We start from the raw sequence: 14522 nt of genomic DNA, 5'->3' as shown, positions 1-14522 counted from the left end.
AAAAGACTGAAATACTTTATGTTTTGTACTCAAAAAAATTAATTTTCATACTGTTCTAAAAATCTTAAAAAAACAATTCTTAAAAAATATTTCTGAATGTCAAGTTTATAATTAAAGGGATTCCGCTTTTAATTCTTTAAGCTGATTTTCAAGTTCACTAAAACGTTGCTGCGCATCTTTTCCGGGTAACTGATCAGCACTACCGCCAACTGCATATTGCAAATAACCTATTTGAGCTAAAAGCATTTGTTGTGGATAAGCACCTTTATCATTTTTTAAACTAGCTAATAGTGCTTCTTTTTTTGCTTTTTCTGCGGAATTTATAGCACTTTTAATTGCCTTTTCTAAATCAGCTTCCAATTGTCGAGCTTGAGATAATAATTCTTGTACTCGGACTAGCAGACTTTGCTGTACCTTAAGGTCATCCTGGCTTAAGCCTTGTGCCTTCACTTTTGGGTCCATTAAAATAGTAAAGGATTGCTCTAACTCTGTATCATCAACTATGAGTCGTGCCTTATAATTACCTGGTAAAACCATAGCTCCGTTTTTAAAACGTTTCTTAACGTCTTTGTCCCATGACCCCTTTTGCCTTAAATCCCAAGCAAAACGATTTAACCCTTTTTTGTTTTCTAATTTTGTATTGACATAACGAAAAGTCTGACTTAAATCCATGTTTTCCACTTCTTCAACTGTCGATTTAAGTTGTGTACTATCACTTAATATAGTAACAACAGATGTTCCGTTTGCGTCTAGAATTTCAAGTTTCAATCCTCCTTTAGTCTTTTCAGGTAAATAATAATCAATATAAACGCTAGTTCTAGGGAATTCAGGAAAAGTACCACTACCTCTTACTTTTGGATAGCGATAACGTATAGTTTCATCTGGTTGAAATAGTTTTGGTTCACTATTCCATTCCGCAAAAGAATCTTGTCTTAAAGCAGTAATGTCATCTAAAATCCAAAAACCACGTCCCATGGTACTTAGCACTAAATCACCTCTGAATATTTTTAAATCCGTTATCGGTGTAACAGGAAGGTTTTGTTGAAAAGACTGCCAAGTTATACCGCCATTTAAAGAAATATAAACACCAAACTCAGTTCCCGCATATAGCAGTCCTTTCTTAACCGGATCTTCACGTAAAACTCTTGCAAAATGACCTGAAGCAATTCCGTTATTTTCTGTACTTATTAAGGTCCAATTAGAACCATAATCAGTGGTTTTATATATATATGGAGTTACATCACCTAATAAATGTCTATCTACAGCTATGTATGCCGTCCCTAATTCATGTTGAGATGGTTCAACCGATTCTACACGACCTCCTTTAGGAAGCTTTTTTGGAGTAACGTTTTTCCAAGTTTTACCACCATCTTGGGTAACAGAAATCACACCATCATTTGAACCCGTCCAAATAAGACCCTCTTTTAATTTTGATTCTCTAATAGAATATAATGTACTATAATATTCTTCTCCCGTGATATCACGCGTAATTGGGCTACCAGAAATAACTTGCTTATCAGCTTCAAAGGCAGTTAAATCGGGCGAAATAGTTTCCCATTCATAACCGTCGGTGTCTGTTTTGTGTAAATATTGAGATCCGTGATATACCACATCAGGATTGTGCGGAGAAACATGAATTGGAGCAACACGTTGAAAGCGGTACTTTAAATCTTTAGGATTATGTCCGTAAATATTAGAAGCACCAACGTAATACGCTTTTTCAGTTCCAGTTAGTTTGTCGAAAACCCCAAATCTTCCTTTACAATTAGCATAAACCGTATTATGATCACCAGGTTTAGGTACCGCAGGACCCGTTTCACACCCTCCAGTATTGATAATCCAACCAGTACCTGCATTTTGAATAGCGCTAGGAGGAAAACTTGGAACGGCTATGGTAGAATAATTATCCTGCTGCCCCGCATACAACCAATATGGGTATTGGTCATCAACTTCTACTTGATATAACTCAGCAGTGGGTTGATTGAACTGGGTAGACCAAGTCTTTCCGCCATTTAAACTTACATTGGCACCACCATCATTGGCTTGAATCAATATTTCAGGATTATTGGGGTTTAACCAAATATCATGATTATCCCCATGTGGAACACTCATACGTTTCCAAGATTTTCCACCATCTATTGATTTTAAAAGCGGATTGGCATTGGAGTACACAATATCAGGATTGGTCGGGTCCAGTTCCACATTGGTATAGTAAAAAGGTCTATTGACCAATCGCATATCATCAGAAACGTGCTCGAACGATTTGCCTTGGTTAACAGACTTGTATAAGCCTTGTTCGCCTTCTGGAGCTTCTACAATCGCGTATAAAATGCTAGAATCAACTTGTGAAACTGCTAAATCAATTTTTCCAATGGTACCTTCTGGAAGTCCATTTTCAAGTTTTACCCAATCACTACCACCATTAACCGATTTATAAATACCCCCTTCGTCTTTTGTTCCTCCCGAGATTATTGTCCAAGGCTTACGTTCAGCCTTCCATGCTGCGGCATAAATCACATTAGGATTACTAGGAAGTAGTTCCAAATCAGAAAATCCTACTTTATCAGATATAGATAGTACTTTTTTCCAGTTTTGACCTCCGTCAATTGTCTTGTATATTCCACGTTCAGGATTGCTTTTAAAGGCATTCCCAATTGCTGCAACCCATACTATATTGCTATTGGTAGGGTCAATCTCAACAGCTCCAATTTGACCTACATTTTTTAAACCAATATGTTCCCAAGTTTTTCCCGCATCAATTGACTTATACATTCCTTTTCCGCCAATAACGTTACTACGTAAACCATCAGAACCCGTGCCTACATACACAATATTAGGATCATTAATCGCTACTTGAATTGCACCAATGGAAGGTGTGGTAAAAAACCCATCAGAAACATTCTTCCATGAAGTGCCGTAGTCGTCAGACTTCCAAACCCCAGCACCTGAAGCTCCAAGGTAAAAAGTACCAGGTAACATTGGAGTTCCTGCTACTGTAGTAACTCTGCCACCTCTTTCAGGTCCAATGGTTCTATATTGCAAAGCATCATAGTCTTGAGAGAATAGTTTTATTGAAATAATTGTTAGAGCGAAAAAGAGAAATTTACTTTTGGTTATAAAATTCATTTTGCAATAATATTTAAGATTGTCTTTATTCGTAGTTGGTTTAATATAAGATCAAAATGGTATGATTAATAGAAATTTAATTTTTAAAAATCTTAATTTTTCCTTCATAGATTACTTTTCTTCTTTTGGAATCTGAAATTTCTAACGCCGGCCCATCCTCTAGACTTTGACTTAACTTGAAATAATGTGTTTCACCTTTTAGAACTGCTTCAAAGAAAACATTAAAAACTCCTTGATTTACAGTAACCAAGCTGTAATTGGTCAACGTTATAATTTCACTCATTTTATTTTTGGTTCCATCTAATTCAATCCATTCAATTAGGTCAACAAACACTTCATTTTTTTTAACACTAAGAATTCCGCCTGTTATATTTTGAGAAACAAAAGGTGATTTAATGAGATTGGTATAAAATGCAAAACTTGTATCCTTTACAGCCTGCTTTTGAGATTCGAATTTTAGTAATTTACGTTCTTGCTTTGTTAATTTCTTTTTCTTTTGAGAAACTAATGAAGTGGTAGATAATAACGCAAGAAATACAATGAGTAATCTAAAAAAAATCAATTTCATATACACTTAGTTTTTAATCAAAGGGTCTAATGTTTAATACCCTGCAGCTTGACCATCTTTTCTCGATTCAGAAGCTCCTGAATAAACCTTCGTTTCTAAATCAACACCAATGGCTTGATAACCACCGTAGATGCCCACACCGACTCCAATTCGATGTCCTTTTTTACGCAATTCTCGTAGGGTTTCGGCGCTAAATCCGCTTTCCAAATTTAGAGTGCCTCCATTCGTCATTTTAGAACCTGTCGGTTGAGAGCTACCTCTGTGTCTCATTCTTGGCGCATCACCAGCTTCTTGTAAGTTCATTCCAAAATCTACAACATTTACAACAATTTGAGCATGACCCTGTGGTTGAACGGCACCACCCATAAGACCAAAACTGACCCATGGTTTACCATCTTTTGTTATAAATGCAGGGATGATGGTATGGAATGGCCGTTTTCCAGGTTCTAATGCATTAGCATGACTCTTGTCTTGCACATTAAACATCTGTCCTCGGTTTTGTAGTACGAATCCTAAACCATCAGGCACCATACCCGATGCAAATTCCGAATAAATACTTTGAATTAAAGAAACCATATTACCGTCTTTATCGGCAATGGTTAAATAGGTAGTATTTCCAGTTTCAATTTCCATATCACCGGCTGGATAGGTATCTGCAGCAACATCTAAATTGATTAACTGCCTTCTTTTAGCCGCATATTCTTTAGATAAGAGCTCATCAATAGGAATTTTATTAAAATCAGGGTCCGCATAAAATTTGGCACGATCTTCATAGGCTAACTTTTTAGCTTCAGTTAACACGTGAAGATATTCAGGACTACCAAAACGCATGGCTGCAATATCATAACCTTCTAGAATATTGAGCATTTGTAAAGCGGCAGTTCCTTGTCCATTCGGTGGTAATTCCCAAACGTCATAACCGCGATAGTTAGTAGAGACGGGTTCTACCCAATTTGAAGTATGATTGGCCATATCGTCATAGGATAGAAAACCACCATGTTTTTTCATATACGATGCTATCGTTCTAGCTATTTCACCTTTATAAAAGGCATCTCTGCCTTTATTGGCAAGGGTTTTATAGGTATTCGCCAAATCAGGATTTTTAAATACCTCACCTTTTTTAGGTGGCACCCCCTTGATAAGATAGGTTTCTGCAAAACCTGGTTGGTCTGTTAAAGCTCTATAATTAGATACCATTTCATAGGCAATAACTTCAGAAACAGGAAAACCTTCAGTCCCATAAGTAATTGCAGGTTCTAAAATACGCTCCATGGGTAAAGTGCCAAATTTCTCGTGTAGTTTAAACCATCCGTCAACACAACCTGGGACGGAAACTGGCAAAGGTCCATAGAAAGGCACATACTTCATTCCTTTATCCATAAAATAATCTATGGACAAAGCTTTTGGTGCACGCCCGCTACCATTAAAACCAAATAGTTTTTGTTCATCAGCATCCCAAACAATAGCAAAAATATCACCTCCAATACCACAACTTGCCGGTTCTACTAAACCAAGCACAGCATTAGCAGCTATGGCGGCATCCATCGCTGAACCCCCTTCTTTTAAAATAGCCAAGGCAGCTTGAGTGGCTAAAGGTTGACTGGTGGCAGCCATACCGTTTTGTGCTAAAACTTCAGAACGTGTTGTAAACGTTTCACCTGTTAATCGGTCTTGCGCACTAACCGTAAAAACTAATACTATAAGACTAATTGTTGCTGAAAATTTCATGGATAATTCAATTATTTAAAAGTTTTATTCAACCCAATATTATGTGCAAAGAAGATATTCGATTTTATAGGAATCCCTAACGACCCAACAGTTCGTTCTTCTCGGAAAGGAATAATATTAAGATGCTTTAAAGATTGATATAGTTCAGGTAATAAACTTTTTTGTGATGTCATTTGTTTTTGACCAAAACCAAAAGCAGATAGCATCAGCACTATCAAACAGACGTAGCTGGTGATTTTCATAGAGTTGGTTAATTCGTGCTTTTAAATATAAGGAATAATGTAGTTAAAATGACCTAAGTTTCTAGAGAACAAACACCAAATAATATAATTAATACTTAATTTTCGATTTGATTTTAAAGAAGAAAAAGCCTGCAACATAAAGGTTACAGGCTTTAAAAATTTTAAAAAAATGCTTATTATTATTTCTTAGAAGAAGTTACAAAACCAATTGGCATTAATAATTCTTCCATTTCTGCAATTTTTATTCCCGCACCGTTCGCCGCAGCTTCGTTTATATCAACACCAGCTGCACCTTCAGGTAAATCATAAGACTCACCTACACTTGCAGAACGATATCCTAAATCTCTCATAGAACCAGCTGTAATTCTGCTCAAAGGATTTTCACCAAGGTTTAAGAAACCAGTCATCAATTCATTATTCAAGGTTGCTTCATCCCAATGACCAAAACTAGTACCGGGTCGAATTTCACCATTAACTAAACCTTGTATAGGTAACTCACCAGAACCTCCTTCAGCATTCCAAAACACATTTGCTTTGCTTCCTGAAAAATATGGTTCTTCAATAGTTCCTTCTAGCAATGTTCTATCGAAACCAAACTGAGTCGTATTCCATAATGTACCTACACCCAAGACATGCCCCATTTCATGAACAATCACTTCTTCAAAAAGATCTAATTCATCTAAAAATGCTAAATCATCCACATCAAATCGCATTAATCCTGCTAAAGTCAAAAAATCATCAGTTCTAACAAAACGTGGACCTGCTGAACCTAGTATTGAACCAGGACCGTCAATTGGTGTCAAAGCTACTTCTATTACGATATCATCTAAAACGCCCTCTGAAGCAGGAGGCAATCCAATAAATGCAGATGGTATTGTTCCAGTAAATGATGGAACATCACCGATAATAATCCGTTCCCATCGAGCAGCAGCATCTTCAAATACTTGGCGCTGTCTGTCAGTTACGGGCACAACAAAATTCAAGGTAATGTTAAAACGACCTCTGTCTACACCAGCCGCATCAGTAGCCCTACCTTTTAAAACTTCAGGATCATTATCACTAAGGTCTTTCAATTCAATTGGTTGAACGGGGTCTGGAACTAATGTTAGCGTTTTAAGTTGAGTTTCACTTAAAGTTGAAGGATTTTCTTCAATAACTTCATCCGAACATGAGGTTAAAAAAATAACGCCCAGTAGCGTACCAAAAGCCATTGAACGTTTTAGAACAACATTTCTTAAATTTCTTTTTTTCATAATTAAAATAAAATGATTAGTTAAACTGTGAGGTAAAATATTTTACTTCTTTTAATTGTACTAAATATAACAAGAAAAATCCTATTAATGTTAAAATCTAACAACTCACAAAAACTAGATCAAAGAGTACGACCTACTTATTGACTATCTTTTTCAACATTCTTTTAGCGGCAAAGGCAGCACCACCTTTATCGGATATTGATAGCACTTTTTTACAAGATACTTTGGCGTTTTCAAAATCACCCATTTCCCATTGGGTTTGTGCTAGATTTCCCCAAGTATTTTGAGACTCAGGAAATACTTTAACGGCCAATTTAAACACTAAAAGTGCACCTTCATTATTATTGCCCATCATTATAGATCCAACACTATTAAATTCCCTTTCAAAGTCAATAAAACTATAGGCCGGATCATTGGCCATACGTACCCCTTCCTTGGTAACTTCATCGAACCTGCCTTGCTCAAATAATTCTGTCAAATATTCCATAGGCTTCATAACGAAGTTTATGGATTCAAAGTTCAAAGCTGCATCAAGCACTACATCTTCATTAGAAATATAATTATCATAAGTCATTTCAATAGGATAGTGTGGTTTAATATAATCGGCATTTTCCCATTGTGATTTGTCTTGCCACCATGCAAAAGACAAATAAACTGGCAAACCTGATTTTGGTAAAACCACTCGCTTATTGTCCCCATAGAAATTAATATTTTCACTTGAAGGCTCTCCAACAAACAGCACATCAGTGTAATTATCTAATTCATTAATTAAATTTTGACATGCTGAAAATGTTCTACGACCTGTTATTACGAAGAATTTACCAGGCTGATTTATTTTACTATTAGAAATTATGCCTTTGATAATAGGTTTATTGAGAAAATTATTTCCTCCCCCATTCAACCTTACATCAATTACCAACTTTTCAACCTCATTGGAATCAATAAATTTAAAAACCCGATTATAAAAATCATTTACATTTTCTGTTTTATCGTTTTGAATTCTACTATGCCTCACATAAACAGTTTTTGAGTCTGGTAAATATTCGTAATAATAAATCTTATCAAAATTCTTTAGATATAAAGGTGTTTCGCTTTTATTACGACCATTTACCCAATCCGAATCTGGTTTTACTTCACCATAATGCATCGGAGGCCATAATTCAGTGGTTGCTTTGATAGTATATTCACTTTGTTTCCCATCTTTTTCTAATAATAGTCTTAAAGATTTTTTTAATTCGGCGGTTATACCTTGAGCATGTAAAACTTCTGGTATCGTCATGTGATTTAGACCATAAGAATCAAAAAACAATGCATTCTCTACCGGAACCGTTGGATATACTGCTTTTATCACTTTATCAATTGTAACATCTTCAATAGCAATTACTTTTGCACCAATCAAGAGTTGATGTTCTTTTTGAGCAGCTTTGATATAAATTCCCTTTTTAAAACGATAAAACTCTACTGGAATGCTATGAAATTGAATAGAACTATCGCTATAAGACATTCTTGTGTGACCATACTGAAATAGGCCAATAATTCTTGAAAAACCAACAACAATTTCATGTTCTTCCATTGCTGGAATAGCCTTATGAAAAGAATCAACCGTTTCATTAAATGTTGTTGCACTTATTTTCTTGAAGAGAAAAGGATATTGTGTATTTACCGTTTTCTGCAGATAACGGAGGTCTTCTTGCCAATCGGTCTTAGATATTACTTCTTGAGAAAAACTAAAAAACCCTACACTGAATAGTATTAATAAAAATATTTTTTTAACCATGGCTGAAAATAGTTACTAGTTTGAAGACCACAAGATGTTCATTAATGGTTTTGAATCGAAATAGTAATTACTGAAATGTCCTTTGTGCTTGATGAACTGTAAATAAAGAAGTCTTTACAGTTATAAGGTAATTAACGTCGAGTTTTTCTTTCTTTTTTTTCTGCTTGAACGAGTTTATCATTTTCCCAGAAACCGCTGGTCAAAATTTCTCCGTTAGCACTATAAAACTCTCCTTCACCATTGCGCTTATCATCTTTCCAGTTACCGGAATATTTTTCACCATTAGGCCAATAATAAGTGCCATATCCACTGCGTTGGGCGTTCACATAACTTCCTACGTAATATTCTCCATCTGGCCAGTAAAAAGTACCTTCACCATGGCGCTGGTTATTACTCCACTCTCCTTCATAACGACTTCCAGTATCCAATAAGGCAATTCCATAACCATTTGCTTTTCCGTTACGAACTTGACCAACATAGTGCATTTGATTCCCCTTTTTACTTTTAAAAGTAAGGTATTCTCCAAATGATTTTTCTTGAAGGAGCTTCTGAATTCTATTCAGTTGGATCTTAGCCTTTTCATGCGCAAAACTCAAAGAATCATAACGTTCCAACTCTTTTGGCGTTGCTAAGGGTTCAAGTGAGAGTGAATCGTTGTCCACTTCAATATTATTTGCGCCTAAGCTATTTTCACTATACTCTTGTAATTGTTCTGCTAAAGCAATTCGCAACTCTATACCCAAGTTATCAAACCCTAGTTCTTTTGCAATCTTTTGATATTCACTAATCGCTTTTTGATGATTCCCTGAAAGTAGAATAGAATCTTTGGCTACCAACTTTTCAAAGGTATTGACTTTTTTTACGTAATTCTTTTGCGCTAAGTTGTATTGATTAACCTCATTTTGCAACTTATGTGTTCTAAAAAAAAGACCAAGTGCTATAAATACAGCTGTAGCTAGCAATAAATACGGTATTAAAAGTCTCTTTTTCATAGTATGCGTAATATTCTAGTTACGGGAAACATTAATCATTTAGATGTATTGAAGGTAATTTGTTTTTAACTTTTCTGAAATCAGGTGAAAAATAGACGTGAAAACGCATTGTCCAGTTTTGCTTAAAGACACCTGGGTTTTCTAAGGTCTGCCCTTGTGAATACATTAATCCCCCAGCAACGGTCAAGCGAGGTGTAAGAATATAACCTAATGTGGTGGTAAGCCTTAAGTCTTCCATTACACTGCCAACTACAGCTTTTCCACTTTGCATAATAAGTTCAGTTTCAGGCGAAATATAAAGGGTTTTAGGTTCTAATTTTTGACTATTCAATGGAATTTTGGCTCTAAACATATAACGCCATCGATTCCTGAAAATATAGTCGCTATTTTCTTCAAAACCTTGAGTCCATCTATGTTCAATTCTAATCCTATGATAAATCATGGCGTTATATAAAGGCTGCGCAAATTGATATTGATGCCAGATTCTAAATTCTGGAACTACATTGCGATCCGTAGAACTTTCATCAGTATTAAAATTGATACGCATCACACCACCAAGTGCTGCATTCACCTTTTTATTGTAAATGTAACCTATGGCATGACGATTATAAATCTGTCCAATTTGACCAACAAAAGGGGTTTCCTCTGTTTCTTCAAATCTAAAATGAGTCTGAGCAATCCAAAATAACCTTTTTGAAATACGAATATTACCATAGGTATTTATCCAGACCCTTGTTTTAGGGTCTTTGAATTCCGATTCAGAAGGAAGTATTCCACCTCCAATATCTTGAGACACTGCTCGGTTAGTAAAAAGTATCAACAGAACACCAACAGCAAATAAAAGTTTTAATAGATTATTCATTGCTACTATTCTATTGTGAGAGGTTCTAATTCAAAAAGTTCTAAAACCGTATTAGGGTCATTTTCTTTACGAAGTTTACGTTCCAATTTTGAAGTATTTTGATCTCTTAATTCAAGCATACGTTGATATGTAGCTTTCATTAATACATTTAACTCCTTAGCCTGATTACATTTAAATTCAGATTTAGCTTGTCTTAAAAAATAAGGGACCACAGTCTTTTTATATGCAGTAGTAATTCTCTTTTTAACTTCTTCATCCATTAAAGTGGCCATGAATGGATTCCAAATTCTGTCTTGGTATTTCAATTGAATAGCTTCTTCTTGTTCAGGAAGTAAGGTTATTTGATTTGTAAGCATATGCAATTGCAAATAACAATCAAGTAGCACCTTACCAGCATTCAATTTTGTTTCTAAATCTTTTAAAGATGAGTAATCACTAAGGGCTGTATCGGAATGTTCTTTAAATGTATTTAGAACACTTTTAATATTGTTTGGGCTTATATTTAAAGCAGAGTCAATTTGATTTTGCAAAGAGTTTCGTTGAAAAATCAATTGTTCTTCAATGGTAACCAATTCTTGTTCTCGTTGCTCTTTTAATAGGGTTTGTTCTAGCTGAACTTTAATAGAAGACAAACTTTTTAAAGCATATGTTGAAATGGATTCTACTGACTTCAGGCTATGTTCTGAAAAATTAAACTTATCTGTAGTTGGGAATTCGTAGGTTTTGATTATTTCTTTCTCATCAATTTCAAAAACTACGTCAATCACAGTTATGGGCTCGCCTTGAGGCCAAAGATTGTCAATAAGCTCTTTCCGTGGCGCGAACTCTAGAATCTCACGATTTTTGTAATCTAAAAGCCGTTTAATTGGTTTTAAAAAGTTTTTAGTAATCTGATTAATAACTTCGTATTGAAAAGCGGCATCTTCATTCGAAAGTTTTAATATATTTAATCGGGTATCTTCTAAAAAGTTAGTACTTATTGTCGCGGCGTTAGTATAGTTAGAGCTAATTGAATTAAGCAATTCTCGTTCTTCATTTGAAAACTCATAATACGGGACTTTAACCTTAAATTCCGGTAAAAACGATGATTTACCTAGCTCGGACAAAATATTATCAATTTTTTGATAATAGGCTCCATTTTGTTTTAACAAACCTTGCATTTTGCCTCCGACAACATCATCTGCTTTTGATTTAGCAAATTGGAATAGTGCGATTGCATCAATAAATTGTGAATCGAGATTTATAGTAGTAGTGTTTCCAGAATAATTTCCATAAATACTGGTTTTTGTATTAGTTCCGTCTATACTAAGTACAATCTGTTTTAAAACTCCATTGGAAAAAATCCAATTCTCTGCAGCACCAAAACCAAACGAATCATATAAAGACCATTCATCATGAGCCAAACCATTTCTTAAAAACCGGCCAGCTAGGATTAAGCTGTCATTCTCTATTCTAAAATTTTGCTTAGGAATACCATTATCAAAAATGATGTTGCTCTTAAAAAGTCTTTCAGAAATTTCCGAATCTTTAATTTTATTGACACTAAAAACCCAAGGTCCATTAGGCTTTCCATCAACCATTTCACCAAAGGCCTCTTCTTGAACACCACTAATAGCAACACGGTACTGATAATCTACAACTTGAGATTGATTATTGGATTGAAAGGTTCCGAATTTAAACTTCCAATCACCATTCGGGTAATTATTTTTGAAATTTCCAGAAAAATCAAATGAATAGTCTTGTTTTTGAAGAAGGTCATCTAAGTTGGCCTTTTTAATTTGAAAAGGGCCATTTAATAGTGTGTCACCACTAATAACGGTAAAACCATAGCTCGCGTCACCAGAATAATTACCAATTGAAAGCGGACCGTAATACGTATAACTGTTTTGAGATTTTACCCTTTGGTTGAAGGATAAAATCAAAATTATTGAACAAAGAAGCTTAAAAACGCTTTGATTGATTTGATACACGTGTCAATAATGAGTGTTAGTTCATTACTAATACGATTTAATCATCCTTTTAGATGTTTAATTTGAAAAAAATATAATCGTGAATTGAAGAACAATTATTTTACCAAAGTAACCTTTACAGCATTCATGCCTTTCATGCCCTTTTCTAATTCGAAAGTGACCTTGTCATTCTCGGCAATCTCATCAATTAAACCGCTGACATGGCAAAAATATTTTTCTTGATTTTCGGTGTCAATGATAAATCCAAAACCTTTTGAAGTATCGAAGAAAGAAACTTTTCCGTTTCTTACTGGGTCGAATTCTTCTTCATCACCCTCCTCTTTTTTAGGAATACCTAAAACAATGTCTTCGGCTTCAATTTCAACCTTCATTGATGGATCTGGGGGAGTATCTACAAGATTACCATTAAAGTCAACATAAGCCATAGGAATACCTCCGCCATTTTCCTTAGCTTCAGCTCTTCTAGCCTCTTTCTTTTTCTGCTTATCCTCACGTCTTTTTAAACGCTTTTTTTCTTTTTCGCTTTTACTATAGGTTTGTTGAGATTTCCCCATAAATTATATTAAGTGTGTTTTAAAAGAGATGTTTCTTTTTTAAAAAAGTTGCTTTTTTCTAAAAACAATAATCCCTCAAGGTTTGTGGTATGTTGTAAAGGTACAATCTTGTTTTGAGATCTGCACTTAAAACCCTTATGTTTTGTGAAAAAATCTTTAAAACATTTTATATTTTAGTTACTTACCACCTGAGTACCCACATAACTAACCCGATAAATAGCATCACCATAATCATCTGAGATTAACATAGAACCATCGTCAAGAACTAACATATCAACAGGCCGGCCAAAACGCTCTTGACTAGGTTCGTCTAACCAACCATCTATAAAAGTTTCATAACCTACAGCAGTATTTCCATCTAATTTGACTAAAGAAATTCGATAACCAACTTTCTTAGTTCTGTTCCATGACCCATGTTCCGCAATGAAAGCATAGTCTTTATATTTATCTGGAAACATTTTGCCTCTATAAAATTTTACTGCCAAAGGTGCTACATGAGCCCCTAATTGTTGAACAGGAGCAATAAACTCTTCACATGGCTTTTGCTCGCCGAATACAGGATCAGCAATTGTTCCTCCATGACAAAAAGGATATCCAAAATGTTGTCCTGCCGCTGATATACGATTTAATTCACAAGGTGGAATATCATCCCCCATCATATCTCGGCCATTATCAGTAAACCACATATCGCCATTTTCAGGATGCCATGTAAAACCTACTGTATTTCGCACACCATGCGCATATATCTCGCGATTACTACCATCAATATCCATCCTTGTTATACTTGCAAATCTTTGGTCAGCAACTGTTGAGTCACAAATGTTACAAGGAGCACCTACGGGTACATATAACTTATCATCGGGGCCAAAGGCTATATATTTCCAACCATGATGAAACTCCGTAGGATAATCATCATAAACAACTTTTGGTTCAGGAATACTATCTAATTGATTTTCAATATCATCATATCGTAATAATCGCCCAACTTCAGCAACAAAAAGAGCCCCATTTTTGTAGGCAATACCATTAGGAACTTCCAAGGAATCTAAAATTAAAACCTTATCTGCTCGAAAATCTTTATCTCTATCTTGAATGGCATAAACTTTATTCTCGTTACGTGTACCGACAAACAAAGTGCCATCGTTTCCTATTGCCATGGAACGTGCGCCATCTATACTATCCGCAAAAACTTCAATTTTGAAACCTTCTGGCAAGTTTAACCGGTCAATAGGCAATATCGACTTAGATTCATCATATTGGACTACAACTTCTGCTTCATTGTCTGCCGATTTATTTTGTTTGCAATTCACAAAACAAATCGCAAAGGAGATTAAAGTGAACGCTGCAAGCGTTTTAGATGATATTTTCATGTAAGCTGGTTATTGATTTAGTTAAATTTTAAAGTCTATATTCAACTTAAAATTATCTGAATAGTCTATTACAAAATTAA

Annotated in this window: 11 protein-coding genes; all 11 read right to left on the bottom strand. The window is 35.1% G+C overall.

Translation table 11 applies throughout. The features are described 5' to 3' along the window. Positions 1 to 111: 111 nt before the first annotated feature. A complete protein-coding gene (locus RM542_RS07750) occupies positions 112 to 3126 on the bottom strand; it encodes a VPS10 domain-containing protein (RefSeq protein WP_311385167.1) in 3015 nt (1004 codons plus the stop codon). 76 nt (positions 3127 to 3202) lie between these two features. Beyond that, positions 3203 to 3694, bottom strand: a complete 492-nt coding sequence (locus tag RM542_RS07745; RefSeq protein WP_311385166.1) for a hypothetical protein — start codon at positions 3692 to 3694, stop codon at positions 3203 to 3205. A 33-nt stretch (positions 3695 to 3727) separates the two neighbouring features. Further along, positions 3728 to 5422 carry a gamma-glutamyltransferase gene (gene ggt, locus RM542_RS07740; RefSeq protein ID WP_311385165.1) on the bottom strand — a complete coding sequence of 565 codons (1695 nt, stop codon included), beginning with the start codon at positions 5420 to 5422 and terminating at the stop codon, positions 3728 to 3730. An 11-nt stretch (positions 5423 to 5433) separates the two neighbouring features. After that, positions 5434 to 5664 carry a hypothetical protein gene (locus RM542_RS07735; RefSeq protein WP_311385164.1) on the bottom strand — a complete coding sequence of 77 codons (231 nt, stop codon included), beginning with the start codon at positions 5662 to 5664 and terminating at the stop codon, positions 5434 to 5436. A 179-nt stretch (positions 5665 to 5843) separates the two neighbouring features. Further along, complete coding sequence (locus RM542_RS07730; protein ID WP_311385163.1) at positions 5844 to 6917, bottom strand: hypothetical protein; 1074 nt, start codon at positions 6915 to 6917, stop codon at positions 5844 to 5846. A 133-nt stretch (positions 6918 to 7050) separates the two neighbouring features. Continuing rightward, positions 7051 to 8694 (bottom strand): hypothetical protein, encoded by a 1644-nt coding sequence (locus RM542_RS07725; RefSeq protein WP_311385162.1) that lies wholly within the window; start codon positions 8692 to 8694, stop codon positions 7051 to 7053. A 131-nt stretch (positions 8695 to 8825) separates the two neighbouring features. After that, positions 8826 to 9686 carry a hypothetical protein gene (locus RM542_RS07720; protein ID WP_311385161.1) on the bottom strand — a complete coding sequence of 287 codons (861 nt, stop codon included), beginning with the start codon at positions 9684 to 9686 and terminating at the stop codon, positions 8826 to 8828. Between the two features lie 31 nt (positions 9687 to 9717). After that, positions 9718 to 10548: a DUF2490 domain-containing protein gene (locus tag RM542_RS07715; protein ID WP_311385160.1), complete on the bottom strand. Its 831-nt coding sequence runs from the start codon at positions 10546 to 10548 to the stop codon at positions 9718 to 9720. A 5-nt stretch (positions 10549 to 10553) separates the two neighbouring features. Continuing rightward, complete coding sequence (locus RM542_RS07710; protein WP_311385159.1) at positions 10554 to 12470, bottom strand: hypothetical protein; 1917 nt, start codon at positions 12468 to 12470, stop codon at positions 10554 to 10556. Positions 12471 to 12613: 143 nt separating this feature from the next. Beyond that, positions 12614 to 13072: a cold shock domain-containing protein gene (locus tag RM542_RS07705; protein WP_311385158.1), complete on the bottom strand. Its 459-nt coding sequence runs from the start codon at positions 13070 to 13072 to the stop codon at positions 12614 to 12616. Positions 13073 to 13245: 173 nt separating this feature from the next. Further along, positions 13246 to 14442: a sorbosone dehydrogenase family protein gene (locus RM542_RS07700; protein WP_311385157.1), complete on the bottom strand. Its 1197-nt coding sequence runs from the start codon at positions 14440 to 14442 to the stop codon at positions 13246 to 13248. Positions 14443 to 14522 lie beyond the last annotated feature (80 nt).

Source organism: Croceitalea sp. P059 (genome assembly GCF_031846365.1).
Classification (GTDB): domain Bacteria; phylum Bacteroidota; class Bacteroidia; order Flavobacteriales; family Flavobacteriaceae; genus Croceitalea; species Croceitalea vernalis.
Note: the sequence above shows the minus strand (reverse complement) of the source record. Positions and strands in the feature narration are given on the sequence as shown.